Annotated in this window: 23 protein-coding genes, 6 tRNA genes and 1 riboswitch; of the genes, 13 read left to right on the forward strand and 16 right to left on the reverse strand. The window is 70.3% G+C overall.

Annotation, left to right across the window (positions count from 1 at the left end):
* Positions 1-13 precede the first annotated feature (13 nt).
* The 4 genes from ACZ60E_RS11415 to ACZ60E_RS11430 form a co-directional block, all read right to left on the reverse strand.
* Entirely contained in the window at positions 14-1,063 is a 1,050-nt protein-coding gene (locus ACZ60E_RS11415; RefSeq protein WP_384806507.1) for a M23 family metallopeptidase, read from the reverse strand.
* An 11-nt stretch (positions 1,064-1,074) separates the two neighbouring features.
* Positions 1,075-1,232: riboswitch (cyclic di-AMP (ydaO/yuaA leader) on the reverse strand.
* Positions 1,233-1,487: 255 nt separating this feature from the next.
* A complete protein-coding gene (locus tag ACZ60E_RS11420) occupies positions 1,488-2,621 on the reverse strand; it encodes a PP2C family protein-serine/threonine phosphatase (protein WP_469439691.1) in 1,134 nt (377 codons plus the stop codon).
* A 180-nt stretch (positions 2,622-2,801) separates the two neighbouring features.
* Positions 2,802-2,875 (reverse strand) — tRNA-Met (locus ACZ60E_RS11425).
* Positions 2,876-2,927: 52 nt separating this feature from the next.
* Positions 2,928-4,073, reverse strand: coding sequence for a dihydrofolate reductase family protein (locus ACZ60E_RS11430; RefSeq protein WP_469439692.1), 1,146 nt, complete (start codon positions 4,071-4,073; stop codon positions 2,928-2,930).
* Between the two features lie 112 nt (positions 4,074-4,185).
* On the opposite strand from ACZ60E_RS11430, the gene ACZ60E_RS11435 reads away from it, so the two are divergent.
* The 3 genes from ACZ60E_RS11435 (at position 4,186) to ACZ60E_RS11445 (ending at position 5,969) form a co-directional block, all read left to right on the forward strand.
* Positions 4,186-4,701 (forward strand): MarR family winged helix-turn-helix transcriptional regulator, encoded by a 516-nt coding sequence (locus tag ACZ60E_RS11435; RefSeq protein ID WP_384806513.1) that lies wholly within the window; start codon positions 4,186-4,188, stop codon positions 4,699-4,701.
* A 126-nt stretch (positions 4,702-4,827) separates the two neighbouring features.
* The gene (locus tag ACZ60E_RS11440) at positions 4,828-5,457 is read left to right on the forward strand and encodes a GTP cyclohydrolase II (RefSeq protein WP_469439695.1); all 630 of its coding nucleotides are present in this window, start codon (positions 4,828-4,830) and stop codon (positions 5,455-5,457) included.
* Between the two features lie 62 nt (positions 5,458-5,519).
* Positions 5,520-5,969 carry a RipA family octameric membrane protein gene (locus tag ACZ60E_RS11445; RefSeq protein WP_469439697.1) on the forward strand — a complete coding sequence of 150 codons (450 nt, stop codon included), beginning with the start codon at positions 5,520-5,522 and terminating at the stop codon, positions 5,967-5,969.
* A 52-nt stretch (positions 5,970-6,021) separates the two neighbouring features.
* Here ACZ60E_RS11445 and ACZ60E_RS11450 read toward each other — a convergent pair whose 3' ends face one another.
* The 3 genes from ACZ60E_RS11450 to ACZ60E_RS11460 form a co-directional block, all read right to left on the reverse strand.
* Complete coding sequence (locus ACZ60E_RS11450) at positions 6,022-6,300, reverse strand: type II toxin-antitoxin system RelE family toxin (RefSeq protein WP_384806659.1); 279 nt, start codon at positions 6,298-6,300, stop codon at positions 6,022-6,024.
* Positions 6,293-6,559: a type II toxin-antitoxin system Phd/YefM family antitoxin gene (locus ACZ60E_RS11455; RefSeq protein WP_381832523.1), complete on the reverse strand. Its 267-nt coding sequence runs from the start codon at positions 6,557-6,559 to the stop codon at positions 6,293-6,295. The genes ACZ60E_RS11450 and ACZ60E_RS11455 overlap by 8 nt, the downstream gene beginning before the upstream one ends.
* 66 nt (positions 6,560-6,625) lie before the next feature.
* Complete coding sequence (locus tag ACZ60E_RS11460) at positions 6,626-6,922, reverse strand: hypothetical protein (RefSeq protein WP_453791160.1); 297 nt, start codon at positions 6,920-6,922, stop codon at positions 6,626-6,628.
* Between ACZ60E_RS11460 and ACZ60E_RS11465 the strand changes: the two genes are divergently transcribed.
* The gene (locus ACZ60E_RS11465; RefSeq protein ID WP_469440435.1) at positions 6,878-7,120 is read left to right on the forward strand and encodes a GntR family transcriptional regulator; all 243 of its coding nucleotides are present in this window, start codon (positions 6,878-6,880) and stop codon (positions 7,118-7,120) included. The genes ACZ60E_RS11460 and ACZ60E_RS11465 overlap by 45 nt on opposite strands.
* Positions 7,121-7,171: 51 nt before the next feature.
* Here ACZ60E_RS11465 and ACZ60E_RS11470 read toward each other — a convergent pair.
* The 5 genes from ACZ60E_RS11470 to ACZ60E_RS11490 form a co-directional block, all read right to left on the reverse strand.
* Positions 7,172-7,244 (reverse strand) — tRNA-Lys (locus ACZ60E_RS11470).
* A 120-nt stretch (positions 7,245-7,364) separates the two neighbouring features.
* Positions 7,365-8,900 carry an amino acid permease gene (locus ACZ60E_RS11475; RefSeq protein ID WP_384806522.1) on the reverse strand — a complete coding sequence of 512 codons (1,536 nt, stop codon included), beginning with the start codon at positions 8,898-8,900 and terminating at the stop codon, positions 7,365-7,367.
* Between the two features lie 199 nt (positions 8,901-9,099).
* Complete coding sequence (locus ACZ60E_RS11480; RefSeq protein ID WP_469439700.1) at positions 9,100-11,322, reverse strand: DEAD/DEAH box helicase; 2,223 nt, start codon at positions 11,320-11,322, stop codon at positions 9,100-9,102.
* Positions 11,323-11,637: 315 nt separating this feature from the next.
* Positions 11,638-12,150 carry a hypothetical protein gene (locus ACZ60E_RS11485; RefSeq protein ID WP_453791318.1) on the reverse strand — a complete coding sequence of 171 codons (513 nt, stop codon included), beginning with the start codon at positions 12,148-12,150 and terminating at the stop codon, positions 11,638-11,640.
* 223 nt (positions 12,151-12,373) lie between these two features.
* On the reverse strand, positions 12,374-12,724 hold the full coding sequence (locus ACZ60E_RS11490) for a metallopeptidase family protein (RefSeq protein WP_384806526.1): 351 nt from the start codon (positions 12,722-12,724) through the stop codon (positions 12,374-12,376).
* A gap of 115 nt (positions 12,725-12,839) precedes the next feature.
* Between ACZ60E_RS11490 and ACZ60E_RS11495 the strand changes: the two genes are divergently transcribed.
* From ACZ60E_RS11495 to ACZ60E_RS11510, 4 genes are all read left to right on the forward strand, one after another.
* A complete protein-coding gene (locus ACZ60E_RS11495) occupies positions 12,840-14,396 on the forward strand; it encodes a metallophosphoesterase family protein (protein WP_453791219.1) in 1,557 nt (518 codons plus the stop codon).
* 80 nt (positions 14,397-14,476) lie between these two features.
* Positions 14,477-14,549, forward strand: a tRNA-Glu gene (locus ACZ60E_RS11500).
* 46 nt (positions 14,550-14,595) lie between these two features.
* Positions 14,596-14,670: transfer RNA gene (locus ACZ60E_RS11505), tRNA-Asp, on the forward strand.
* Positions 14,671-14,694: 24 nt separating this feature from the next.
* Positions 14,695-14,768 (forward strand) — tRNA-Phe (locus ACZ60E_RS11510).
* 342 nt (positions 14,769-15,110) lie between these two features.
* Here ACZ60E_RS11510 and ACZ60E_RS11515 read toward each other — a convergent pair.
* Positions 15,111-16,202, reverse strand: coding sequence for an ABC-2 transporter permease (locus ACZ60E_RS11515; protein WP_469440438.1), 1,092 nt, complete (start codon positions 16,200-16,202; stop codon positions 15,111-15,113).
* 147 nt (positions 16,203-16,349) lie between these two features.
* Between ACZ60E_RS11515 and hrpA the strand changes: the two genes are divergently transcribed.
* The 3 genes from hrpA to ACZ60E_RS11530 all read left to right on the forward strand — a co-directional run bounded on the left by hrpA (position 16,350) and on the right by ACZ60E_RS11530 (position 21,210).
* Positions 16,350-20,363, forward strand: coding sequence for an ATP-dependent RNA helicase HrpA (hrpA, locus tag ACZ60E_RS11520; RefSeq protein WP_469439703.1), 4,014 nt, complete (start codon positions 16,350-16,352; stop codon positions 20,361-20,363).
* A gap of 93 nt (positions 20,364-20,456) precedes the next feature.
* Positions 20,457-20,531 (forward strand) — tRNA-Asp (locus tag ACZ60E_RS11525).
* A 496-nt stretch (positions 20,532-21,027) separates the two neighbouring features.
* Positions 21,028-21,210, forward strand: a complete 183-nt coding sequence (locus ACZ60E_RS11530) for a DUF6274 family protein (protein ID WP_384806532.1) — start codon at positions 21,028-21,030, stop codon at positions 21,208-21,210.
* 590 nt (positions 21,211-21,800) lie between these two features.
* Here ACZ60E_RS11530 and bldC read toward each other — a convergent pair.
* Positions 21,801-22,007: a developmental transcriptional regulator BldC gene (gene bldC, locus ACZ60E_RS11535; RefSeq protein ID WP_003949541.1), complete on the reverse strand. Its 207-nt coding sequence runs from the start codon at positions 22,005-22,007 to the stop codon at positions 21,801-21,803.
* 497 nt (positions 22,008-22,504) lie between these two features.
* A complete protein-coding gene (locus ACZ60E_RS11540) occupies positions 22,505-23,371 on the reverse strand; it encodes a DUF8083 family protein (protein ID WP_384806534.1) in 867 nt (288 codons plus the stop codon).
* 233 nt (positions 23,372-23,604) lie between these two features.
* Between ACZ60E_RS11540 and ACZ60E_RS11545 the strand changes: the two genes are divergently transcribed.
* Both ACZ60E_RS11545 and ACZ60E_RS11550 read left to right on the forward strand, forming a co-directional pair.
* The gene (locus tag ACZ60E_RS11545; protein WP_384806536.1) at positions 23,605-24,696 is read left to right on the forward strand and encodes a Leu/Phe/Val dehydrogenase; all 1,092 of its coding nucleotides are present in this window, start codon (positions 23,605-23,607) and stop codon (positions 24,694-24,696) included.
* A 323-nt stretch (positions 24,697-25,019) separates the two neighbouring features.
* Positions 25,020-25,271, forward strand: a complete 252-nt coding sequence (locus tag ACZ60E_RS11550; protein ID WP_107020614.1) for a DUF3073 domain-containing protein — start codon at positions 25,020-25,022, stop codon at positions 25,269-25,271.
* Positions 25,272-25,490: 219 nt separating this feature from the next.
* Here ACZ60E_RS11550 and purM read toward each other — a convergent pair whose 3' ends face one another.
* Complete coding sequence (gene purM, locus ACZ60E_RS11555; RefSeq protein WP_469439706.1) at positions 25,491-26,561, reverse strand: phosphoribosylformylglycinamidine cyclo-ligase; 1,071 nt, start codon at positions 26,559-26,561, stop codon at positions 25,491-25,493.
* Positions 26,562-26,578 lie beyond the last annotated feature (17 nt).

Genomic DNA, 26,578 nt, shown 5'->3' on the forward strand with positions numbered 1-26,578 from the left:
GCGGGTCGGGGCTTTACGGGTTGAGGCCCTTGCCGCGCAGCCAGGCCATCGGGTCGATCCCGGTGCCGCCGGCCGTGTGAACCTCCAGGTGGAGGTGCGCCCCGGTGACGTTCCCGGTGGCACCCACGCGCCCGATGACGTCGCCCGTGCTGACCTTCTGCCCGACGCTGACGCCGATCGACGACTGGTGGGCGAACCACAGCTCCGTACCGTCGTCGAGCGTGAGGACCGTGCGGTAGCCGTACGAGCCGCTCCAGCCCGCCTCGGTGATCGTGCCGCTGTGAATGGCCTTGATCGGGGTACCCGTGGGAGCGGCGAAGTCCAGACCCGTGTGCTGACCGGAGGACCAGAGCGAGCCGGACTGCCCGAAGGTGGAGGTGATCGTGTACGAGGAGGTGGGCAGTGTGAACTGCTTGGCCAGCTCGGCGAGGCGTGCGGCCTCGGCCTTCGCCTTGGCCTCCTCCTCCTTCTTCGCCTTCGCGGCGGCGGCCTTGGCCTTCGCCGCGTCCTGCTCCTTGGCGGCGAGCGTGGCGGCCTTCTTCGCGGCGGCGGCCTCGGCGGCGGCCTGGGCCTCGCGGTCGACCTGGTCCTGCTGGAGTTCGGCCTGGAGCATGATGCGCGAGCGCAGGGCCTCGCCGGCGTCGGCGTTGCCCTCCTCGGCGTCGGCCTCGGTGAGTCCGGCGGCGGTGAGCGCCGTGCTGGAACCCTCGGGGGCCTCGTCGTCGGAGATCAGCGAGCCGACGTTGGGCAGGTCGGGGATCGAGATCGACACCGGCGGCTTGCCGGTCTGCGCGGAGGCCATGCCGCCCGCGCCGACGGCGGCTATGACACCGACGCCCAGAACGGTGGAGCTGCGGGCGAGTCCCCCGCCACGCTGCTTGGCGACGCGGTGCTTGCCGCGGACGGGAACGACGGTGTCCGCGCTGGGATTCCAGGGCTCCCAGGTCTCGTCGTCCCTGCGGGCGCCGAAGGCGAAGGTGTCGGGCTTCTTCTCGCCCGAGGTCTCTCCCGTCACCTCGTCAGGCATGAACGAGGGTGTGGGGGCAGGCCTGTTGAACGCCACGTGGGCGCGCTCCTTTCCTTCCTTCTCGCCTACCGGGTTAGCTGACGGGTTCGGAGCAGGAAGGTCTCCTACGCGCGTCAACCGCGGTGTTCACCACCACGAAAGACACGCGATTCACCCCATGTAGGTGGTTCCCCGGTTCCCTTGCGGGATTCGGCGCGTGCGCACGGAGCCGTCTCTTGTGACGGCTGGGACACCGCGCTGCGTTATCGAACGTTAATAGACTCAGGCACCGGATTCCAAGCTGTTCTTGATGATCGTTACGGCTCCTGGCCTGGACTTAAACGCTGGGAGCGGGGTAAATCGGGCGAGTTGATCGCCATTCACAGGTACGGGTTTTATTGACGGTGTGTCAGTTGTTATGCGCAGGGGCGTCGTTCGACTACTGCAGGTGATATAGGTCCGGAAGAGCGTCCCGGCTCCCTCACGGCCGGCGGACGGCGAGCAGCGCCATGTCGTCCGTACCGCCGCCCCCGGTGTACCGGAACACGTCGTCCACCACCTCGGTGAGCAGCGCGTCGGGCCCGGCGAACTGGCGCCCGGACAGCCGTGCCGCCGGGTCGAAGAACACACCCCGTCCGTCCCGGGCCTCGGACAGTCCGTCCGTGTGGAAGAGCAGCATGGCCCCACCCGGGAAGTCCTCCTCCTGCGCGCGGTCGGGCCAGGCGCCCAGGTCGCCCATCCCGAGGGGCAGCGCGGGTTCCGCCGCGGCGAGCGTGCGTACGGTTCCGTCGCCGCGCAGCAGGAGCGGCCCGGGATGGCCGCGGTTGACGAGCCGTACGCGCTGGGCGCCGTGCGGGATCTCGGCGAGCACGGCGGTGATGAAGCCCTCGAAGACCTCGACGCTGTCGCGCCGCACCCCTTCGCGCATCAGCGACCGCTCCAACCGCTGGGCGACCCCCTCCAGGGTGCTCTCCTGTTCGGCGGCCTCCCGGAAGGCCCCGATGACGACGGCCACGGCGGCGACCGCGCCCATGCCCTTCCCTCTCACATCGCCCACGACGAGCCGTACGCCGTGCGGGGTGTCCTGCACGGCGTAGAGGTCGCCGCCGATGAGCGCGTCGGTCTGCGCGGCCACGTACCGGACCGCGAGGTCGAGGCCGCCGGTGCGCGCGGCGGGTTCGGGCAGGACGGCCCGCTGGGCGGCCTCGGCGATCTCGTGGGCGGAGGCCAGCCGGGCGTTGCCCAGGCTCACGAGCCGGTTGATGACGACGGCGAGGCAGGCGACCGTGGCCACGGTCGCGATCTCGGTGATCCCGCTCGCGTCGACGGCGAACCGCACGGTCACCAGCACCATGGCCGCCGTGCCCGCGACGCCCGTCCACACGGTGGCGCCGAGCGACAGCAGGGGCGCGGCGACGAGCGAGGCGGCCGAGAAGAAGGGCGCGGCGGTGATGTACTGCGGGGTGAGGACGTCGTAGAAGACACCCGCGACGATCAGCAGCGCGGGGAGCACGCGGACGACCGCGCGGGTACGGGGATACAGGCCGGTCCGCTTGTCCGGCGGCGGCCCGGCGGAGCCCGGCGACCGCTGCTCGACCGCTCGACGCCCGATCACGTGTCTCCTGCCCTCGACCACCTCGCTCCGTCCAGAGTTCCGGGACCGGCGGGGCGGGGCGAACGGACGGGGACCGGGCGAGTGAGCGCCGGCGCGGGGACGGCACAGAGGAAGGTAAACACCTGAGGCCGCAAAACACCTGAGGCCGGAATCCATTGGATTCCAGCCTCAGGCCTTCAGTAGCGGGGACAGGATTTGAACCTGCGACCTCTGGGTTATGAGCCCAGCGAGCTACCGAGCTGCTCCACCCCGCGTCGTTGAGACCACTGTACGCCATTCGCGGGACCCCGCGCACACGGGTGGATGTCAGCCCCGGTTCAGGTGGCGGTTGGGTGCCTTGGCCGCGCTCTCGTGCTCCGGGAGTACGACGACGACGGCGCCCTCCGCCGCGAGCAGGCCGTTGCCGTCGGCGGCGGCCACGAACGTGTCGGGCTCGCGCCACGCGGTGACGACCCGGCGCACGCCCGCGTCGAGGATCAGCCGGGCGCAGGGCGCGGGCCGCGAGGCGCGGCGGGCGCAGGGCTCCAGGCTGCTGTAGACCGTGGCGGCGGGAAGCCGGGGGTCGTCCGGCGCGATCTTGGCGAGCGCGGCCTCCTCGGCGTGCGAGACGGGGTCGGACTCGCGGGAGTACCCGCGGGCCAGCTCCGTGCCGTCGGCCGCGACGACGACCGCGCCGACGCTGAAGGCGGTCCGCGAGGGCGGGCACTCGGCGGCCAGTTCGCAGGCGAGCGCCAGCCACCGGTGGTCGGCGGCGGAGGGTACGGGTCCGGTTCCGGGCGCGGTGGGCACGTACCGCATGAGCACCACGTCTCCCACGGGCCGGGTCTCGATCAGCCGCAGCCGGCTGCGGGGGCCGCCGGGGTATGCGCCGTCCCCGAAGAGCTTCGGCGCGTGCGGCTGGCCCACCACGAGGGGCGCGAGGGCGAGCTGCAGTTCGTCGGCGAGGCCCTGCTGGAGGAGCTGGGTGTGGACCCGGCCGCCGCCCTCGACCATGAGCCGCCGTACGCCGCGGACGTCGTGGAGGTGGGTGAGCACGGCCCGCCAGTCCAGTCCGGGCCCCACGGCAACGACGTCGACGCCGAGCCCGTGCAGGGCCTCGGCGGCCGTCACGGCGCCCTCGTCCGTCGTGTAGACGACCTTCTCGCCGCCGGTGGACCAGAAGTTGGCGGCGGGGTCCAGGTCGCCGGTGCCGCTGACGGTGACCTTCAGCGGGTACGCGGGCCGGCCGGCGGCGACGCGGGCGGCGCGGCGCTCGGCGGAGTTCACGAGGAGCCGGGGGTTGTCGGCGCGCAGGGTGCCCGCGCCGACCAGGATGGCGTCGGAGTCGGCCCGTACCTCGTCGACCCGGTCGAAGTCGGCGGGGCCGGAGAGCAGCAGCCGTTCGGGGCCGGTGTCGTCCAGACGGCCGTCGAGGGAGACGGCGGCGGACAACAGGACGTGGGGGTGGGGCATGGACGCGCTCTCTTTCGCGGGTGGGTGGGGCAAGCGAGGCGGGTGGGGCGGGGCCCGGTCCCGGGCTTCGGCTCGGCTTGGTTCAAGTTTGAAGCAAACTTACACTGGGGGCATGACGACCCGCTGGCTCACCCCCGAGGAGCAGCGCGCCTGGCGCGCCTACATCGCCGCCTCCCACCTCCTGGAGGACGCGATCGACCGGCAGCTCCAGCAGGAGGCCGGTATGCCACATGTCTACTACTCCATCCTGGCCAACCTCTCCGAGGCGCCGGACCGCCGCCTGCGCATGACCGATCTCGCCGAGCGGACGAAGATCACGCGCAGCCGGCTGACGTACGCGGTGACGCGCCTGGAGAAGGACGGGGCGGTACGCCGTGAGGGCTGCCCCAGCGACAAGCGCGGCAGTACCGCGGTCCTGACCGACGAGGGGATGGCACTGCTGGAGCGTACGGCTCCCGGCCATGTGGAGACGGTCCGCGCGACCCTCTTCGACCGGCTCACCCCGGAGCAGGTGGGGCAGCTGGAGGAGATCTGCGCGAGTGTCGCGCGGGGCCTGGAGGGCGACGACGCGCAGGCCCCGCCGGACGACGTCCCGTGGCGCCGCCGCTCGCCGGGCCCGTGCACGTAGCCCCTCCGCCCGGGGCCGCTTCCCGCGGACATCCGTTGCTTTAACTTTAAAGCATGGGTTAGGGTCTCGATTCGAGGATCTGCTTCAAATCTGAAGCAGATGAGGAACGTGGACCGGAGTACCCGCATGCCCGACTACCCCGCCGCCACCCAGCGCTCGCGCGTCCGGGTGCCCCTGCGCTTCCACGACGGCTACAGCGTCGACGCCGAACTGGTCACCTTCCACGGCCTGACCGACGGCCAGGAACACGTGGCGATGGTCCTCGGCGACCCCGCCGGCGCCACGCCCTTGGTCCGCCTGCACTCCGAGTGCCTGACGGGCGACGTCTTCGGCTCCTCGCGCTGCGACTGCGGACCGCAGCTGCGCGAGGCCGTCGAGCAGATCGCCGAGCGCGGCGGCGTCCTCCTCTACCTCCGCCAGGAGGGCCGCGGCATAGGCCTCTACAACAAGCTCGACGCGTACGCCCTCCAGGACGAGGGTCTCGACACGTACGCCGCCAACACGGCCCTGGGCCTGCCCGAGGACGCCCGCGACTACACGGCGGCGGCCCAGATGCTGACGGCGCTCGGCATCACGGAGCTGGACCTGCTGTCCAACAACCCCGACAAGGCGGAGCAGCTCCGGACGCTCGGCATCGACGTACGACACCGCGTCCCGACGGGCGTGTTCACGACGGCCCACAACGTCCTGTACCTACGGGCCAAGGTCCTCCAGACCCAGCACACACTCCCCCTGGCAGAGCTCACGGCGGGCTGACGCGACCGGCCGCCGCTTACGGAAGCGGTGACTCCGCGGTCCGGCGGGGCAGAACGGTGACCATGGGGGACGACAGCGACGCCGACGCACGGGCCCAGGCACTGGCGCACACGCAGCGCATCGCCGAGGACGGCAGACTCTGGCAGCACACGCTGCACGAGAACACGATGCTGTTCCAGCGGGGCAACCTCTTCCTGGTGGGCCAGTCGCTGTTCGCCGTGGCGTACACGACGCTCCTCACCGCGGAGCACCACCTCGTGGCAGCACGCGTCCTGGCCGCCTTCGGCCTCGTACTGGCCCTCACCTGGCTGTACGTCGGCCACCGGCACCGCCTGTACTACCAGCACGTACAGCGCCGAGCGGTGGAACGCCTGCCGGAGTACGCGGCGACGTGGTCGAGCTGGTCCACCCGCGGCGAGGGCCGGGGCCGAGGCCGCTCGATCATCCTGATCGCCTACGTGCTGCCGGCGCTGGCGGTGGTGATGTGGGGGGCGTTGCTGGTGATCACGTGAGCCTGTGAGTTCGTGACGTGAGCCCCTCACGTGGTCGCCGGTAGCCGCGCGGTCATACGTCGTAGACGGTGGACCGGTGTCCGACGTGGACCACCCACACCACCAGTTCCCCGTTGTCGAGCGTGTAGATGACTCGGTAGTCCCCGACGCGGAGGCGGCGCCGGTCCGGCTGCGAGACCAGTGCGGTGGTGTGGAAGCCGAGCGGGTCCGTCTCCAGCTCCGTCAGCTTGGTGAGGATGCGCAGCGCGGCAGCCCGCGGGATCTTGCGCAGTTCCGACCGGGCCTCCGGCCGGAAGACGGTGCGATACGCATGCGCGCCGGGCTCATTCACCACGTGCCAGCGTTTCCCTCATGACGTCCTCGATCGGAACGCCGTCCGCCGTGTTCGCCATGCGCTCGTCGATGATCCGGTTGATCTCGCGCTCTTCCCACTCCTGATACCTGCGCAGGACCTCGATCGACACGACGGCGGCCACTTCCTTGCCCCGCCGTGTGATGACCGTGGGGGTGTCGTCCCGGTCGGCCCGCTCGACCACCTCGGCCAGGTGGGCGCGCACGTCGCGGATGGACTCTATGGGCATCTGGGTCATGCGCTCAAGAGTACCGAGTGCACCATGTGTACACAACGCGCCCGCCGGGCCGGACCTCCGGAGTGGCTACTCGGCTCCGGACAGGCGCAAGCCCCGCGACTCGGCAACGCGCAGGGCGTCGGTCAGGCACTCGGCTAGCCGGCGGCCGGCGAAGCGCAGCTCCGCGGGCGGTGACGCCGGATCGTCCAGCAGCGGGCGGGCGAGGTCGAGCACGTCGGCGCCCGTGGCGAGCAGGACGGTCTCCAGGTCGTCGGCGAGCCGGGACAGATACCCGCCGCCACTGTCCGCGACGAGGTAACAGGGCTTCCCGTCGAGCGACTGCCAAGGCAGCAGACGGGCTGCGGGACCGAGGGGACGCTCCATCAGGCGGCCACCTCCCGCGCCCCGATCAGATGCGAGTCGAGATCGACCCCGAGATCGGAGTACGGCGTGGCCCGGCTCACCGCTCGGCGGGCCGCTCAGGAACTGCGTGAGCGCGGGCTCATCGTCACCGTGCGCGGCAAGGGATCCTTCGTCGTGGAACGGCCGCCCGGCGACGGGGGCGAATCCCGTCAGGCCTGACGAACGAAACAAGCCCCCAGCTCAAGTACCTCTGAGCTGGGGGCTTTCGTGTAGACCCTGTGGGACTCGAACCCACAACCAATGGATTAAAAGTCCACTGCTCTGCCAATTGAGCTAAGGGTCCGTGCGTCGGCCGACGCCGGCGCACGCACCGACCATGGTCGACGCAGGAACGAGCATAGCCGGACGCGGCCGGGACTCCGATCGGGTATCGGTGTCCCGGCCGCGCCGGAGGGTCGAGAGGTCACGGATCCAGCGGCTCCGGGGCGCCCGCTCGGGCCGCTTCTCGGGCGCGGGTGCGTTCGTGGTTCGGGTTGAGGAACCAGTGGCGGGCCGAGGCGAACCACCACGCCGCCGCGAAGCCGAGGACCGCCAGGACCGCGATGGGGGCGTAGTTGAAGGTCTCCCAGGTGACCGGGGAGACCTGGGGGAGCATGAAGAGGATCGTGATCACGCCCACCCAGACGACCGCCACGATGCCGATCGGGCGGGACCAGCGGCCCAGATGCCACGGCCCCCGTTCGAACGCCTCGCCCTTGCGCAGCCGCAGCAGCGTCGGGATGACGTACGCGATGTAGAGGCCGATCACGGCGATCGACGTCACCGCCGCGTACGCGGTCACGTTGATCAGGTACGGCAGGCCGAGGACCAGCGCGCCCAGCGCCGCGAGCCACACCGCCGCGACGGGCGTACGGGTGCGCGGGTTCACCGTGTGCCAGAGGTTGGAGTACGGCAGCGCCCCGTCGCGCGAGAAGGCGTAGATCATGCGGGAGTTGGCGGTCACGGACGCCATGCCGCAGAAGAGCTGCGCGCCGATGACGACGAGGAGCAGGAGCTTGCCCGCCGTCGCGCCGAGCGCGTCCAGGAGGATCTGGGCCGGCGGTACGCCCGTCGGTGACGTGAGGGCGCCGTCGTACGACTGGATCGCGAACGTGAAGCCGAGGAGGAGGACGAAGCCCGCGATCCACGACGTCCAGATGGACTGGACGATGCCCTTGGGCCCGGCCGTGGACGCGTCGTGCGTCTCCTCCGTCATGTGCGCCGAGGCGTCGTACCCGGTGAAGGTGTACTGCGCCATCAGCAGGCCCAGCAGCACCACGTAGAAGCTGCTGCCCCAGCCGGTGTTGTTCACGAACTCCGTGAAGACGAAGGACGCGGACTGGTGCTGGTCCGGTACGAAGGTCAGCGCGCCGACGATGACCGCGACACCGACGACGTGCCACCACACGCTGACGCTGTTGAGGAGGCCGACGATCCGTACGCCGAAGGTGTTCAGCAGGCCGTGCAGGACGAGGATGCCGGCGAAGAGCAGGATCGTACGGCCCGGCGTGACCTCGAAGTCGAACTGCAGGTTCAGGTACGCGCCCAGGAACGAGGCCGCGCCGAAGTCGATACCGGCGGTCACGGCGACCTGGCCGAGCACGTTGAACCAGCCCGTGAACCACGCCCAGGCCGCCGCCGTACGCGGCGGGGCGAGACGGTGGGCCCAGAAGTACAGGCCCGCGGAGGTCGGGTACGCCGAACAGATCTCGGCCATCGCGAGCCCGACGAACAGGGTCATGAGACCCACCGCCACCCAGCCCCAGGTGATCACCGCCGGGCCGCCGGTGTTCATGCCGAACAGGTAGAGCGTCAGGCAGCCCGACAGGACCGAGATGATCGTGAAGGAGACCGCGTAGTTGGAGAACGCCGACATGCGGCGGGCGAGAACCTGCGTGTAACCGAGCTGGGCCAGCCGCTCTTCGTCCGACAGCCCACTCACTCTGGCGTCTTCTGTCATGCCCCCAGCAATTCCCTCGCCGGGGGTATGACATGCGCCACAGTGCGGTTGATCTGGCCGAAACACGGCCGGTGGGGTTCCGGCTCAGCTGAGGTCCCGATGTGGCTGCCTTACGCGCGCGAACGCCGAAGGGCCCGGACGACCGAGGTCGTCCGGGCCCTTCGCGTGCTACGTCGCTACGGCGTCAGCTGGGGCGCTGTCAGCCGTTGCGCTTCCAGCGCGGCTTGTCGTCGCGGCGGAAGGAGGAGCCGGTGGAGCCGGAGCCCGCGCCACGGTGGTCGTCGCGGCGGCCGGACGGGCGGTCGTGGCCGCCGGAGCGGAAGCCGCCACCGGTGGGACGGTCGCTCCGGTCACGGTTGAACGGACGGTCGCTGCCACGGTGACCACCGGAGGGGCGGTCGTCGCGGCGGAAGCCACCGCCGGTGGGACGGTCGCCGTCACGGCGGTCGCGGTTGAAGCCGCCACCCGAGGAGCCCGTGCCCGTGGGGCGGTCGTCGCGGCGGAAGCCGCCACGGTCGCCACCGCGGTCGTCACGACGGTCGTCCCGGCGGAAGCCGCCCGAGGGACGGTCGTCACGACGGTCGAAGGAACGGCCGCCACGCTCGTCGTCTCGGCGGAAGCCGCCGGAGGGACGCTCGTCACGACGGTCACGGTTGAAGCCACCCGACGGGCGGTCGTCGCGACGGTCACGGTTGAAACCGCCCGAGGGACGGTCGCCGTCACGGCGGTCGCGGTTGAAGCCGCCACCGGAGCCACCCGAGGGACGGTCGTCGCGGCGGAAGCCGCCACGGTCGCCACCGCGGTCGTCGCGGCGGAAACCACCGGACGGGCGGTCGTCACGACGGTTGTCGCGACGCTCGTAGTTGCCACGGTCGTCACGACGCTGACGCGGCTCGTCGCGCACCTCGGCGGCCTGCGCCGCCGGCTCCTGCGCCACGGCAACCGCGGCGGCCTCGACGACAGCGGCCGCCTCGGCGAGCGCGGCCTCCGGGTCCTCGCCACGCTCACGCGCGGAACGGGCGACCAGACGGTCGGCCTCCTCGCGCAGCTCGACGGCACGCCGCTGCGCGCGCTCCAGCTCCTTGGTGAGCTGCGACACCTCGCGCTCGGCCTGCTGAGCCGCGTTGCCCGCGGACTCGGCCTGGACCTCGGTCATCGACCGGGCGCCGGTGATCTCCGCGACCTCCGGGTCGAAGGCGGCGCCGCCCTGGATGATGTGGCGCGTGGCGTCGACGCCCGCGTCCTCCATCTGGCGGAAGATCTGCCGGCGCTGGTGCGGCAGGGAGAGCGACACGACCGTGCCGCTGCGCCCCGCGCGGGCCGTACGGCCGGAGCGGTGCAGGTAGTCCTTGTGGTCACCGGCCGGGTCCACGTTCAGGACCAGGTCGATGCCGTCGACGTGGATGCCGCGGGCGGCGACGTCGGTCGCGACGAGCGCGTTGACGTAGCCCTTCTTGAAGTCTTCGAGAACGCGCGTACGGGCGCCCTGCGTCATGCCGCCGTGCAGCGCGTCGGCCTTCACGCCCGAGTCGCACAGCTGCTCGGCGATACGGTCGGCGCCCAGCTGGGTGCGGACGAAGATGATCGTGCGGCCCTTGCGGGAGGCGATCGCGGCGGTGACCGGCGCCTTGTCCTTGGGCTTCACGATGAGGATGTGGTGGGACATCGTCGTGACGTTGCCCTGGGCGCTGTCGACCTCGTGCGTCACCGGGTTGGTGAGGTAGCGCTTGACCAGCGTGGAGATCTCGTTCTCCATCGTGGCCGAGAACAGCATGCGCTGGCCGCCGCCGGGGATCTGGTCGAGCAGCTCGGTGACCTCGGGCAGGAAGCCCAGGTCCGACATCTGGTCGGCCTCGTCGAGCACGGCCACCTGGACGTTCTCCAGGGAGCAGGCGCCGCGGTTGATGATGTCGCGCAGTCGGCCCGGGGTGGCGACGAGGACGTCGACGCCGCGCTCCAGGGCGTAGATCTGGTTGCCCATCGACGTACCGCCGCAGACGACCTTCATCTTGAGGCCGAGCACGTCGCCGTACGGCTGGAGGGCGTCCGCGACCTGCATCGCGAGCTCACGGGTCGGCGTGAGGATGATGCCGCGGGGCTTCTTCTTCTCGGTGTGGCCACCGGAGAGCTGCGTGAGCAGCGGCAGGCCGAAGGAGAGGGTCTTTCCGGAGCCGGTACGGCCGCGGCCGAGGATGTCCTTGCCGGCCAGGGCGTCCGGGATGGTCGCGGCCTGGATCGGGAAGGGGCTGGTCACACCGTTCTGGGCGAGCTTGCGCACGACGCCCTCGGGGAGACCGAGGTCGCTGAACGTGACCTCAGGGGTCTCGGGAGCCGCGGAAATCTCGGGGGCCGCGGTCTCTTCGGTCACCTCGGGCGCCTCGTTCTCGGGCACGACGATGTGATCAGTACTGGAAATGGACATGCGAATGCGAAACCTTCCGGAGTCTCTTCGGCACGCGCCCGTCAACTCCGTGATTTCGCAAACGACCGCCTCAATGCGGTCAGCCACGGCAAGGGAGAGTACGCGCCACGCGGCGCTCTGTGATGGCGCCGGGCGATGGGATCAAACGATCTACTACCATACGCACCCTGTGCCGCTCAAGGCAAACCGGGGTCGAATGTCCAGGTCAGAGGCCCGCGCGACGCCCTCACGCCGGCCCGTCCGGACCCTGCCGCCGAAGCTGCCGAAGCCGCCGGACGCCGCTCGGTCCGGGATCCGGTCGGCCCGGGGCGCCGCTCACGCCTGGATCCCGGCCCGGGGCGCCGGTTCCCGACGCTCGACGAGCTGCGGTTCCGGCTCCGGGTGCGCCGAGGACGACGGCTCGGCGGTGGTCGGGTCCGGGGACGGCGGCGGGGTCTCCTTGGGAGGCGTCGGTTCCGGGTCCTGACGCGTCGGCGTGGGCTGCTCCTTCGTCGGCGAAGGCACCCCTGGCCTGGGCTTCTTCCCGCCGCCGTCACCCTTGGCCGGCTTCTTCGGCGCGGCCGAACCACTCTCCCCCGCCGACGGCGAAGCCGACCCGGACGCGGACCTGCCCGGCTTCGCCCTGGCGTGTTTTCCGTCACTCGCCCCGTGATAGCCGGAGTCGCCGCGGCCCGCCGCGGACCCCCCGTCGGGTTCCTCGCCGCCCCGCTGCCCCGCCGAGTGGGAGGGCCTGACCCGGCTGCCCCCCTCGTCGTCGCCGACGCTCATGCAGCCCGCGGAGGCGGCGACTGCCAGGGCCGCGGCGGCCAGACGGACGGGTACGTACATGGCGCGCACGGGCAGCTACCTCCGGATGGGGTCCCCTCCAGTCCGGACGGAGCCGGGAGCGCGGGGATAGGTATGAGGAGTCCCCCTGCCCAACTCCCGCCGCCCGCAAGAGGACACGCGGCCGTACGCGCCCCGTGCGCACGGGGCCGGATGCGACCGTGCCCGGACGCCTGACGCCGGCTGCACCCGGAGGGCGTACATCAGCCGGGTCCGTCGGCGGATGTCAGCCGTATCCGAGGGCGTGCAGGCGCGCGTCGTCGATGCCGAAGTGGTGGGCGATCTCGTGCACCACCGTCACCTCGGTCTCGGCCACCACCTCCTCGCGCGTCCCGCACATCCGCAGCGTGGGCCCCCGGTAGATCGTGATCCGGTCCGGCAGCACCCCGGCGTACCACTCACCGCGATCGGTCAGCGGCGTCCCCTCGTAGAGCCCGAGCAACTCGGGATCGTCGGCGGGCGGTTCGTCCTCGACGAACACCGCCACGTTGTCCATCAACCGCGTCAGCTCCGGCGGGATCCGGTCCAGCGCCTCGGCGACCTGTTCCTCGAACTCCTCGCGCGTCATCTCCAGCACAAGACCATTGTCCGGTACGGACGCCCGGACGCCAGGCCTGCCGCGTGCCGGAAGCCGCGGAGGTCACCGGGACGGAAGCCGCATACCCGCCCCGCCCCTTGGGCATACGGGCCCAATGGCCCGCGTCCCCGCTGCCGCCGCTCTGCTCCGCGTACGGAAGGCTCCCCGCATCCTCGTACGGCACTACCGCTCACGCCGTTCCCAGCCCGCCGTCGAACTCGTCCATCAACCGCACCCGTACACCCGGGCTCTCGGGCTCGTCGCCGTCGTGCTGCTCGGCGCGTGGCTCGGTCTGCTGGTCGTGGGGAACGTCCGGGCGCAGGTCGGCCCCATGGACACCACGATGACCCTGCGCCCCTCCCTCACCGGCGGGACGAAGATCAACGTCTCGCCGCTCGGCGCCCTCGAACTGCGCAGCCACACCGCTCCCCTGCGGCTCGACGTGGACGTCGACCAGCTCGACCCGGTCCGCTCGCAGGCCCTCGTCGACCATCCGGAACGGCTCTCCGGCCTCCAGGACGAGGTCGCCGAGGACGTCGGCGCCGGCACGCTCGACCTGGCCGTACGGTCCTGTGTCGCCGTGGTCGCCGGTGCGACGGGGCTGGGCCTCGCGGTCTACCGCCGCCCGCGCCGGGCCCTCGCGGCGGGCGGCCTGGCGCTGACCCTGCTGGCCGCCTGCGGGGCGACGGCCTTCGCCACCTGGAACCCCAAGTCGGTCCTGGAACCGAAGTTCTCGGGCCTGCTCTCCTCGGCACCCTCGGTCGTCGGCAACGCCCGCAGCATCGTCAGCGAGTTCGACGTCTACCAGAAGGAACTGGCCCGCCTGGTGACGAACGTGACGAAGCTGTACGACGTCACGTCCACGCTGCCCGCGTACGCGCCGGACCCCTCCACGATCCGGGTCCTGCACGTCTCCGACATCCATCTCAACCCGGCGAGCTGGAAGATCATCGCGTCGCTGGTGAAGCAGTACAAGATCGATGTCATCGTCGACTCCGGGGACACGATGGACCACGGGACGGCGGCGGAGAACGGCTTCCTCGACCCGGTCGCCGACCTCGGCGCCCCGTACGTGTGGGTGCGCGGCAACCACGACGGGCGGGTCACCCAGGACTACCTGAAGCGCATGAAGAACGTGCACGTCCTCGACGACGGCAGGGCGGCCTCCGTCGCCGGCCTGCGCTTCGCGGGGATCGGCGACCCGCAGTTCACCCCGGACCGCTCGGCCGGAGTGGGCGGCGCCGGCCAGTCGGAGGTGCTGGCGGGTGCCCGCCTCGCCTCCTCCCTCCGCGACCAGGAGGCGGCCGGGACCCCGGTCGACATCGCGGTCGCGCACAACCCGACGGCCGCGCGCGAGACGGACGGGGACGTGCCGCTGGTGCTGGCCGGCCATGTCCACCACCAGGAGATGGAGGTCATGAAGTACGGCACGCGGCTGCGCATCGAGGGCTCCACCGGCGGGGGCGGGCTGCGTGCGCTGGAGGGCGACGATCCCGCGCCGATCGAGACGTCGATCCTCTACCTGGACCGCGACACCCGCCGGCTCCAGGCCTGGGACGAGATCAAACTGGGCGGCCTCGGACTGACGACGGCCGAGGTCAGCCGCCATCTCCCGAAGGAGAACCAGCCCGGCGCGCCCGCCTCCACGCCCCCTTCCACCCCCACCCCGTAAACCGTTTTGGCGATCCCTCCCGACATCCCATATGCTTCTCACGTCCCCGACGCGCTGCGAAGCGCCCAGGTGGGCCGATAGCCCTCATCGTCTAGCGGCCTAGGACGCCGCCCTTTCAAGGCGGTAGCACGGGTTCGAATCCCGTTGGGGGCACGTAATACCGTGTGCGAGACTGAGTTCGCTCGCTCGCACAAAGCTTGGTCCTGTGGAGCAGTTTGGAGTGCTCGCCACCCTGTCAAGGTGGAGGCCGCGGGTTCAAATCCCGTCAGGACCGCTGCGATTCTTCAGTGAATCGCGTGGCTGGGTAGCTCAGTTGGTACGAGCGATCGCCTGAAAAGCGATAGGTCGCCGGTTCGATCCCGGCCCCAGCCACTTCTCGAAGGCCCCGTCCAGATGGACGGGGCCTTCGCCGTGACCCGGGCCTTTGCCCTGCGGCCGTCCGGCGGGTCCTTCGGCTGCGGGTCCGTGGGGGTTGGCCGCGCAGTTCCCCGCGCCCCTCAGCGCCAGCGCGCCACGCGGGCCGCCGCCGCGTGGGCCCGGGGCCCCGTTCGGGGCGGCGCCCTGAGCCTTGCATCCGGCGTCCTGCAGGGGCGCGGGGAACTGCGCGGCCGGCCCCCACCGGCCCGCAGCCGAACGAGCCCGCGCCGGCCACATGGCGCAGGCCCGGGGGCCATGGGGCGTCGGTGGCTCGTCTCGTAGGTTCCCGTGACGCCGTCAGGCCGCCGCGCCCGCTCCCGAGGATTCCGAGGGTGGGCTGCCCGCCGCGTGGGCCGGGTGGGGTTCGCGGCCTCCCGGGTGGCGGTGGCGCCAGGTCCAGAAGACCGCGCAGCTGACGAGGGCCCAGCCGGTCAGGACCAGGAACGGGAAGATGTGCTGGTGGCCGGCGAAGTACACCGCCGTGTGCTGGGCGTTGACCGAGCCGCCGGGCGGGAGCCAGCGGCCGATGACGCCGAGCGGGGACGGCAGCAGGGGCCAGGAGACCGCGCCGCCCGAGGAGGGGTTGCCGAGCATGACCATCAGCCCCCAGGTGGGCAGCATCGCCCAGCGCCCGAACAGAGTGTTGAACATCGTGAAGACCATGCCGGACGTGAACATGGTCAGCGCGAGGATCAGCCAGGACTCGACGAACGGCAGCTTCAGGGCGCCGAGGATCCAGTCGACCGCCACCACGATCACGAAACCGCCGAGCAGGGCGTACGCGGCGGTGAACGCGATGCGTTCCACCGGGTTCAGCCCCCGCGCGTGCACGCTGAGCTGGATCGCCCCGATGAAGCCGATGATCACGGCCGCCAGGGAGATGTAGAAGATGGCGAGGCCCCGTGGATCGCCCTCCTGGAGCGGCTTGATGTCCCGGACCGTGACCGCCACCCCCGTGGCCTTGCCGACGGCCGGCGCCGCCTGTTCCAGCAGCTCCGCGACCGAGGCCCCGGACGCCCCGGAGACGTCGAGGACCACCGCCTTGCCGTTGTCCCGCGTATCGAGGATCGCGAAGACCTTCTGGTCGTTGACCGCCTGCACGGCCGCCGCCCGGCTGTCGTACGCGTGGATCTTCAGGGAGGCGTCGAGCGCCTTCTCCATCCCGGCGAGGAACGCCTTGCCCCGCCCCTCCTCGTACGAGCCCACGATCGCGGTCGGCACATGGCGCGGAGTCGGGTTCGCCATGGAGTACGTGTACGAACCCGCGAAGAGGCCCGCCGCCGCGGCGAGGATCAGCACCAGCACCGACGCGGGAAGGCAGGGGGACTCCTTGAAGGAGGCCCAGCGTTCGCGCCGCGTGGGCGGTCTGCCATGGGCACCGTGCGGCATCTCGGACATACGCCCACGCTAAAGGCGCATAAGGGATATTTCTCTGCGACGGTCGCCTCGACCGGCCTCGGAGCCCTGCCTGCCGGACAGGCCCCCGCGCAAAAGCGTTCGCCCCACGTTTCCCCGAGGTGAGATCCTGGACCGCGTATGTCTACGCATCCTGCCCCCGCCCTCGGCGATCTCGCCTCCCGTCTGGCCGAGCTGTCACTGCGCGACGCGCACCGGCTCGGGCGCAGGCTCGAAGGCGCGCGCCGGATCCGCAAGCCAGAGGCCCGCGCCGCCGTCACCGCCGAGATCGAGACGGAGGTGGCGAAGGCCGAGACCCGCATGGCCGAGCGGCGCGGCCGCGTGCCCACCGTCTCGTACCCCGAGCAGCTGCCGGTCAGCCAGAAGAAGGACGTGATCGCGGACGCCATCCGTGATCATCAGGTCGTCATCGTCGCGGGCGAGACCGGCTCCGGCAAGACGACGCAGATCCCCAAGATCTGTCTGGAGCTGGGCCGTGGCGTCCGCGGCATGATCGGGCACACCCAGCCCCGCCGGATCGCCGCCCGTACCGTCGCGGAGCGGGTCGCCGACGAGCTGGACACCCCGCTGGGCGAGGCCGTCGGCTGGAAGGTCCGCTTCACCGACCAGGTCAGCCCGGAGGCCACCTTCGTCAAGCTGATGACGGACGGCATCCTGCTCGCCGAGGTCCAGACGGACCGCGAGCTGCGCGCGTACGACACGATCATCATCGACGAGGCCCACGAGCGGTCCCTGAACATCGACTTCCTGCTCGGCTATCTGGCCCAGCTGCTCCCGAAGCGGCCGGACCTGAAGGTCGTCATCACCTCCGCGACCATCGACCCGGAGCGGTTCTCCAGACACTTCGGGGACGCGCCGATCGTCGAGGTCAGCGGACGCACGTACCCCGTCGAGGTGCGCTACCGCCCGCTCCTCGAAGAGGACGGCGACGACGCCGACCGCGACCAGATCACCGCGATCTGCGACGCCGTCGAGGAGCTGCAGGGCGAGGGCAAGGGCGACATCCTCGTCTTCCTGTCCGGGGAGCGGGAGATCCGCGACACCGCGGACGCGCTCAACAAGAAGAACCTCAGATTCACAGAAGTGCTCCCCCTGTACGCGCGCCTCTCGCACGCCGAGCAGCACCGCGTCTTCCAGCAGACACCTCATATGCAAACGGGCGGGCGCAGGATCGTTCTGGCGACCAACGTCGCCGAGACCTCCCTCACCGTCCCGGGCATCAAGTACGTGATCGACCCGGGCAACGCCCGTATCTCCAGATACAGCCACCGCACCAAGGTCCAGCGGCTGCCCATCGAAGCGATCTCGCAGGCCAGCGCCAACCAGCGCAAGGGCCGCTGCGGCCGTACGAGCGACGGCATCTGCATCCGGCTGTACTCCGAGGACGACTTCCTCGCCCGCCCGGAGTTCACCGACGCCGAGATCCTCCGTACGAACCTGGCGTCCGTCATCCTCCAGATGACCGCGGCCGGGCTCGGCGAGATCGAGAAGTTCCCCTTCATCGACCCGCCGGACCACCGCAACATCCGCGACGGCGTCCAGCTCCTCCAGGAACTGAACGCCCTCGACCCGACGGAGAAGGACCCGCGCAAGCGGCTCACCGACACCGGCCGCAAGCTCGCCCAGCTCCCCGTCGACCCGCGGCTGGCCCGGATGGTCCTGGAGGCCGACAAGAACGGCTGCGTGCGCGAGGTCATGGTGATCGCCGCCGCGCTCTCCATCCAGGACCCGCGCGAGCGGCCGGCCGAGAAGCAGACGCAGGCCGACCAGCAGCACGCCCGCTTCAAGGACGAGACGTCCGACTTCCTCGCGTACCTCAACCTCTGGCGGTACGTGCGCAAGCAGCAGAAGGAGCGCGGCTCGTCCTCTTTCCGTCGCATGTGCAAGCAGGAGTACCTGAACTTCCTGCGCATCCGCGAGTGGCAGGACATCTACACGCAGCTGCGGACCGTCGCCAAGCAGATGGGCCTCCAGCTGAGCGAGGACGACGCGCCCGAACAGCACGTCCATCTCTCCCTGCTGGCCGGTCTGCTCTCCCACATCGGCATGAAGGACGTGAAGGAGACCGGGAAGGAGGGCGGCAAGGACGGCGGGAAGGACGGCAGGAGCAGTTCGAAGAACGACTACGTGGGCGCCCGCAACGCCAAGTTCGCGATCTTCCCCGGCTCTGCCCTCTTCAAGAAGCCCCCGCGCTTCGTGATGTCCGCCGAACTCGTCGAGACGTCCCGGCTGTGGGCCCGCGTCAACGCGAGGATCGAGCCCGAGTGGATCGAACCGCTCGCCGAACACCTGCTGAAGCGCACGTACAGCGAACCGCACTGGGAGAAGGACCAGGCGGCGGTGATGGCGTACGAGAAGGTCACGCTGTACGGGGTGCCGATCGTCGCCCAGCGGAAGGTCAACTATGGGCGCATCGACCCCGAGATCAGCCGCGAGCTCTTCATCCGCAACGCGCTCGTCGAGGGCGACTGGCGTACGCACCACAAGTTCTTCTCCGACAACCGGCGGCTCCTCACCGAGGTCGAGGAGCTGGAGCACCGGGCGCGGCGCCGGGACATCCTGGTCGACGACGACACGCTCTTCGACTTCTACGAGGAGCGGGTGCCCGCCCATGTCGTGTCCGGCGCGCACTTCGACTCCTGGTGGAAGCACAAGCGGCAGGAGGAGCCCGAACTCCTCGACTTCGAGCGGTCGATGCTCATCCGGGAGACGGCCGGGGCGGTCACCAAGGACGACTATCCGGACTCGTGGCGGCAGGGGCGGCTGAAGTTCCCCGTCACATACCAGTTCGAGCCGGGCGCCGACGCGGACGGCGTGACCGTCCACGTGCCGCTGCAGGTGCTGAACCAGGTCACCGACGAGGGCTTCGAGTGGCAGATCCCGGGGCTGCGCGAGCAGGTCGTCACCGAGCTGATCCGTTCCCTCCCCAAGCCCATCCGCCGCAACTACGTGCCCGCGCCCAACTTCGCGCAGCGGTTCCTGGAGCGGGCGGTGCCCCTGCAGGAGCCCCTGACCGTGACGATGGCGCGCGAGCTGAAGCGCATGGTCGGAGTGCCGCTCACCGCCGACGACTTCGACTGGTCCCGGCTCGACGACCACCTGAAGATCACCTTCCGGATCGTCGACGAGCGGCGCCGCAAGCTGGCCGAGGACAAGGACCTGGAGGCCCTGAAGGTCCGGCTGAGGCCGAAGGCCCGCCAGGCGATCTCCAAGGCAGTGGCGGCGACGGCCGAGCGGCAGGGCGGGGAGTCCCTGGAGCGCACGGGGCTGACCGACTGGACCATCGGCTCCCTGACCCGTCTCTTCGAGACGCGCCGGGCCGGCCAGCCGGTGAAGGCGTACCCGGCGCTCGTCGACGACGGCCCGGCGGCGAACACCGCCTCCGTACGCCTCTTCGACACCGAGGCCGAGCAGCAGCAGGCGATGTGGAAGGGCACGCGGCGGCTCATCCTGCGCAACATCCCGGTGAATCCGGCGAAGTTCGCGTCGGACAAGCTCACCAACGCCCAGAAGCTGGCCCTGTCCGCGAATCCGCACGGATCGATCCAGGCCCTGTTCGACGACTGCGCGACGGCCGCCGCCGACAAGCTGATCGGCGACTTCGGAGGGCCGGCCTGGGACGAGGAGTCCTACCGGAAGCTGTACGACAAGGTGCGCGCGGAGATCGTCGACACGACGGTCCGCACGGTCGGCCAGGTCGAACAGGTGCTGGCCGCCTGGCAGGCCTGTGAGCGCCGCCTGAAGGGCGTACGCAGCCCTGTGCTGCTCGCCAACCTGACGGACGTACGGACGCAGCTGGACGCCCTCGTGCGGCCCGGCTTCGTCACGGCGACGGGGCTGCGGCGGCTGCCGGACCTGATGCGCTATCTGGTCGCCGCGGACCGCCGGCTCCAGCAGATGCCGACGAACGCGCAGCGGGACACCAGCCGGATGGAGAAGGTCCACGAGATGCAGGACGAGTACGCCTGGCTGCTGGAGCAGTTGCCGCAGGGCCGTCCCGTCCCCTCCTCCGTCCGGGACATCCGCTGGATGATCGAGGAGCTGCGCGTCAGCTACTTCGCGCACGCGCTGGGCACGGCGTATCCGGTCTCCGACAAGCGCATCGTGAAGGCGATCGACGCGGCCGCACCGTAACGGCGTCCGCACACCGGGTGAGTTCGCCCGGGGGGCCAACCCTCCTGTACAGTCTTGTCTCGCAGCGCAACGCAAGATCGCACTGCGAAACAAGGTCCTGTGGAGCAGTTTGGAGTGCTCGCCACCCTGTCAAGGTGGAGGCCGCGGGTTCAAATCCCGTCAGGACCGCAGAAGAAGAAAAAGAAGGCCCCGCATCCGGCAACGGAAGCGGGGCCTTCTTCGTGCACCTACACCCCCGAGGACCCCTCCGGGAACATTCAGGACCGCAGGGAACGGCACAGCCCTTCGCTTTTAGGGGCGCCAGGAACTGCGCAGTCCTTCGCCTTTAGGGGCGCGGGGAACGGCGCGGCCAACCCCCACCGACCCGCAGCCAACACTCGACGGCACCCCCACCCCCCTAGGGGCGCGGGGAACTGCGCGACAAGCCCCCACCGACCGGCACCCGACACCCCGCGGCAACCCCCCTCCCCCAAGGGCGCGGGGAACTGCGCAACACCCCCCACCGACCCGCACCCGACACCTCACCGCACCCCAATCACCGCCACAGATCCCAACACCACCCCCACACGCCCCTCCAGGCCCACCCACCCACCACACGCCCTTGACGCCGCCACATTCCCCAAGTACCTAGAAACCAAAGCCCCAGACCCCACCGGAGGTGACCATGGCGGCGACCGCTCGGCATGAGACGCGAGCCCTGCTCCGCGCCCACCTGTCGGCCGCCTCCGGCCACCGCCACCGGACGAGACACTGCCCGATCTGCCACCGCCTCCTGCGCCTGGCCTCGGAGGCCGGCCCCGAGGACCTGGACGGCCCCCTGGAGGACGACGACCCCTCCCCGGCGTGACCGACCGCGCGAACGACCGCGCGAACGACGGCGTGATCGACCGTGTGATCACCCGCGGGCGCGTCCGCATGATCGTCCGCCCGAGCGAAGGCCACGCGTCAACTACCCACCAGACGGCCCCAGATGAGCGAGTCCCCCATTAGCGCAGGTATGCCACGCGCAACAAGGACCACGGCATGTGACGGGTGTCACCGCATAAGTTTTCAAACCGGCGGAACTTACCCCCCACCTACAACTGGTCAATTTAATATGTGCAATTGCACCGAGCCCCAGAGGGACTCACAGCCGATCCGACAGCCTCGCCCAGACTGCGACAAGGCCACTCACAGACCGACCCTGTAAGCGCGCACACCCCATGACCAGCGCACAAAAAAGATCGCGCTGGACCCGGCGGAGTCCAGCGCGATCTACGACGCACCCACAGTGCTTGTGGTTCTTGCTCGGGCGGGGACCCCGTTGGGGCGGGATCCGCGTCGCTTGGTACTTGGGTGGTGCTTGGGTGACGCATCAAGCGGTACTTGCGTCAGGGCCCTGCCGACAAGTTGGGGGACCTGCCGAAATACCCTGCTATGTGGCTATGCAGTTGTTGTTCAGGCTTCGCTGCGCTGCTGCGGGATGCCCGCGAGCAGAGCACGTACCTCTGCTTCGCGGTAACGGCGATGCCCACCCAGCGTGCGGATCGACGTGAGCTTGCCGGCCTTCGCCCACCGCGTGACCGTCTTAGGGTCCACGCGGAACATCGTGGCGACCTCAGCCGGGGTCAGCAGCGGCTCGGCATCAGGGGTGCGAGCGGTCATGAGCGGCCTCCTCGGGAGAACCGATCGTTCTCGGTTCTTTCCTCTAAATTCTGCACCTTGACCCGCGTTGCCCGAAATGGCGGATGCGGGTCGAGTCGGTTATAGGACGAACGGCTTGTCCTCGGCACTACAACTACACCATCCGTCCAGCCACGTCGGCCAAACCGATGGAATTGCCCTCCCAGGTGTTCATCAGCGACGGAAGCCGATGGACCATGCCATAGCGGACAGTCACGCCACTGTGACGATCAGTCACAGGACGATCAGGAGTCACGGGACCCCCCTGCAGCGCAATGCCGAGATTCCGCCCAAACGTGGGCAGAGAGAGCCCTCCCCGGACTCCTTGTCCTATTTTGGCATGAGGAGGGCCGTTGGGCGCAAGGTCCGTGTTAGTGCTGTCCGTCACGCTTACCCCGTACGACCCGGATCGGGACTTACGTCCTGTCAGGCTCCGTGACGCACAGGAACCGGCGCACCAAAGAGCCTCCGCGCGCCCCTCAGTTCGCCGAGCGCCGGTCCCGCACCGAACGCCACCGTTCCACGAGCCGACCGTATGCCTCCCCCGCACCGGGCCCGTCGCCCGTGCGCAACGCCTCGATGCCCTCGGCGACATCGGCGGCGGAATGGTCGCCGTCGAGCTCCCCCGCGGGCAGGACGTGGACGAGGCCGCCGTAGTCCAGCTCCACCAGCGAGCGCGGATGGAACTCCTCCAGCCAACGCCCCACGTCCACCAGGCCGTCGATGAGCGGCCCCTCGTCGAGGGTGTCCCGCAGCGTCCGCAGGGCCCGCGCCACCCGGCGCCGCGCCTGCACCATCGGCGTGCGGTAGCGGAGCACGGGCGCGTCCTGCCCGGCCCGCGAACCGCCCCCGGACCCGGCGCCCTTGTCGTACTCGCGCTCCTCGTCGGAGACGAGCACGAACCAGTGCAGCGGGATCTGCCAGGTCGAGGTGCGGATCCAGGGCCGGGCGTCGGGGTTGCGGGTCAGCCAGCGCTCGTAGTCCTGGGCGGCCTGACGGCGTACGAGCTCGGGGAGCGCCGCGTCCAGGACGGGGGCCGGCAGTTCCTCCGCCAGGTCGCCCAGGGCCTCCCAGCCGCGCAGCCGGGTCCGCCAGGGGCACACGCACAGCACGCCGTCCACCTCCGCGACGAACGCGTCACCGCTCTCCTGCACCGGCACGGCCATCGGCGGCACGGGCAGCAAGTCGGCCAGCGAGCGGCGGAGTTCGTCCTGGTACGAGGGACGTTCCGGCCGGCGCGCGTAGCGGTACCAGTGGCCGCGCTCCGGTTCCGGGAAGGCCGCGAGCGGTTCGTACACCCGGAGATAGGACGCGTACGGGACGATCAACGAGGTCACCTTGGGCACGCTTGCTCCCTCCCCAGCCGACCCGGTGGAAAACCGCGCACCGGGTACGCGAACACGCGGGAAACCCCTGCAAATCGTCCCACGCCCGCCCGTGACCGTACTCCGGCCGGGGGTGATCCTGACCACTGGGCCGATGGCGGTCCCGCACAGGCTCTAATCTCGTGCCACACGGACCCCCGCCACCCGTACGAGGGCCGCCCCGACCCGCCGCTCTTTACCTGGGAGTCACCACAGTGACCGACGTAACCGGCAGCCCTGACGACGTACTGCACACCCTGTTCCGGTCGGATCAGGGCGGCCATGAGCAGGTCGTCCTCTGTCAGGACCGCGCCACCGGCCTCAAGGCCGTCATCGCCATCCACTCCACCGCCCTGGGCCCGTCCCTCGGCGGCACCCGCTTCTACCCGTACGAGAGCGAGGCCGCGGCCGTCGCCGACGCGCTGAACCTCGCCCGCGGGATGTCGTACAAGAACGCCATGGCCGGGCTCGACCACGGCGGCGGCAAGGCCGTGATCATCGGCGACCCCGAGCAGATCAAGACCGAGGACCTGCTCCTCGCGTACGGCCGGTTCGTCGCCTCGCTCGGCGGGCGGTACGTGACCGCCTGCGACGTCGGCACCTACGTGGCCGACATGGACGTCGTCGCGCGCGAGTGCCGCTGGACCACCGGGCGCTCCCCCGAGAACGGCGGCGCGGGCGACTCGTCCGTCCTGACGGCCTTCGGCGTCTTCCAGGGCATGCGGGCCTCCGCCCAGCACCTGTGGGGCGACCCGTCGCTGCGCGGCCGCACGGTCGGCGTCGCGGGCGTCGGCAAGGTCGGCCGCCACCTGGTGGAGCACCTGCTGGAGGACGGCGCCCGGGTCGTGATCGCCGACGTCCGCCAGGACGCCGTCGGCCGCATCGCCGACAAGCACCCCGCCGTGCAGATCGCCCCGGACACCGAGCGGCTGATCCGGACCGAGGGGCTCGACATCTACGCCCCCTGCGCGCTCGGCGGCGCCCTGAACGACGACTCCGTGCCGGTGCTCACCGCCAGGATCGTCTGCGGCGCGGCCAACAACCAGTTGGAGCACCCGGGTGTGGAGAAGGACCTCTCCGACCGCGGGATCCTCTACGCGCCGGACTACGTGGTGAACGCCGGCGGGGTCATCCAGGTCGCCGACGAGCTCCACGGCTTCGACTTCGACCGGTGCAAGGAGAAGGCCGCGAAGATCTTCGACACCACGCTGGCCATATTCGCTCGTGCGAAGGAGGACGGGATTCCGCCGGCCGCCGCGGCCGACCGGATCGCCGAGCACCGCATGGCGGAGGCCCGCCGCCCCTGATGTTCGGGGGCTGTTCGGCAGCCGTTCGGAAGGCTGTGCGCACGGCCCCGCGGGGTCCCGTCGGCGGGTGTTGGAGAGAACTCTCACGTTCGTCGGCGGGTCGCTCGCCAAGAAGAGGTTAAAATCGCGGTTGACCAGCGAGGACAGGGCACCTCGCAGGTCCTGTGCACACGAGCTTCCTGCGGGCGACGTACCGTATGGGCGTGGGCTCAGGTACCGTGGAAGCCCTACGGACCGGTCTCTCCACGGAGAGCCCGTTCCAGATCATGAACGCGTGTCAAGACTCTGGGGCCGTCGAGCCCCGTATCCGAGGGGGTCGAGCCATGGGGCGCGGCCGGGCAAAGGCCAAGCAGACGAAGGTCGCCCGCCAGCTGAAGTACAGCAGCGGCGGGACTGATCTGTCGCGTCTGGCCAATGAGCTGGGCGCTTCGACTTCGCAACAGCCGCCGAATGGCGAGCCGTTCGAGGACGACGACGAGGAAGACGACCCGTACTCCCAGTACGCGGATCTCTACAACGACGACGAGGACGAGGACGATGAGTCCGGTCCTGCGTCGCAACGCCGCGGGGCTTGACGTACCAGCTGCGCTCGTCGTTCTAGCTGCGCTTCACCCGGTCCGGGGTTGATTGCCGGACCGGGTTTTGTGCATCTCGCTCTGCGGGTCAGCCGGGAGTACTTGCTGTGGGCTGGTCGGCTGCAGGTTCGTCGTGGCTGGTCGCGCCCCGCGGCGGAGCCGCACATGTCACAGCCCCGCGCCCCTGACGGGGCGCCCGTGTGGGCGCCCCTTTCATGGCTACCGGGGGGCGTAGTCGCCCGTCAGGGTTGCGCCCGTCTCGTGGGTGCCTCTGTCCGTGATCTCGCCTGCCACCCAGGCTTCCACTCCTCGGTCCGCCAGGGTGGTGAGGGCCGCGTCCGCGGAGTCCTGGGGGACGATCGCGATCATGCCCACGCCCATGTTCAGCGTCTTTTCGAGTTCCAGGCGCTCGACCCGGCCGGTGGTGCCGACGAGGTCGAAGACCGGGGCCGGGGTCCAGGTGGCGCGGTCCACGGTCGCGTGCAGGCCGTCCGGGATCACCCGGGCGAGGTTGGCCGCGAGGCCGCCGCCCGTGATGTGCGAGTACGCGTGCACGTCGGTCGTGCGGGTCAGCGCCAGACAGTCCAGCGAGTAGATCTTGGTGGGCTCCAGGAGCTCCTCGCCGAGGGTGCGGCCGAACTCCTCGACGTGCTGGTCGAGCTTCAGGTTCCCGCGGTCGAACAGGACGTGCCGGACCAGTGAGTACCCGTTCGAGTGAAGGCCGGAGGACGCCATGGCGATCACCGCGTCACCCGTACGGATACGATCCGCGCCGAGCAGCCGGTCGGCCTCCACGACGCCCGTACCGGCGCCGGCGACGTCGAAGTCGTCCGGGCCCAGCAGACCGGGATGTTCGGCCGTCTCGCCGCCGACCAGGGCGCAGCCCGCGAGGACACAGCCCTCGGCGATGCCCTTCACGATGGCCGCCACGCGCTCCGGGTGGACCTTGCCCACGCAGATGTAGTCGGTCATGAAGAGCGGCTCGGCGCCGCACACCACGATGTCGTCCATGACCATCGCGACCAGGTCGTGGCCGATGGTGTCGTACACGCCGAGCTGCCGGGCGAGGTCGACCTTCGTGCCGACGCCGTCCGTGGCGGAGGCGAGCAGCGGGCGCTCGTACCGCTTGAGGGCGGAGGCGTCGAAGAGGCCGGCGAAGCCGCCGAGGCCACCGAGGACCTCGGGGCGCTGCGTCTTCTTCACCCACTCCTTCATCAGTTCGACGGCGCGGTCGCCCGCTTCGATGTCGACGCCCGCGGCTGCGTAGCTGGCACCAGTTGTCTCAGACATGACGGTGAGAACTTTCG

Source organism: Streptomyces sp. NPDC102514 (genome assembly GCF_055584525.1).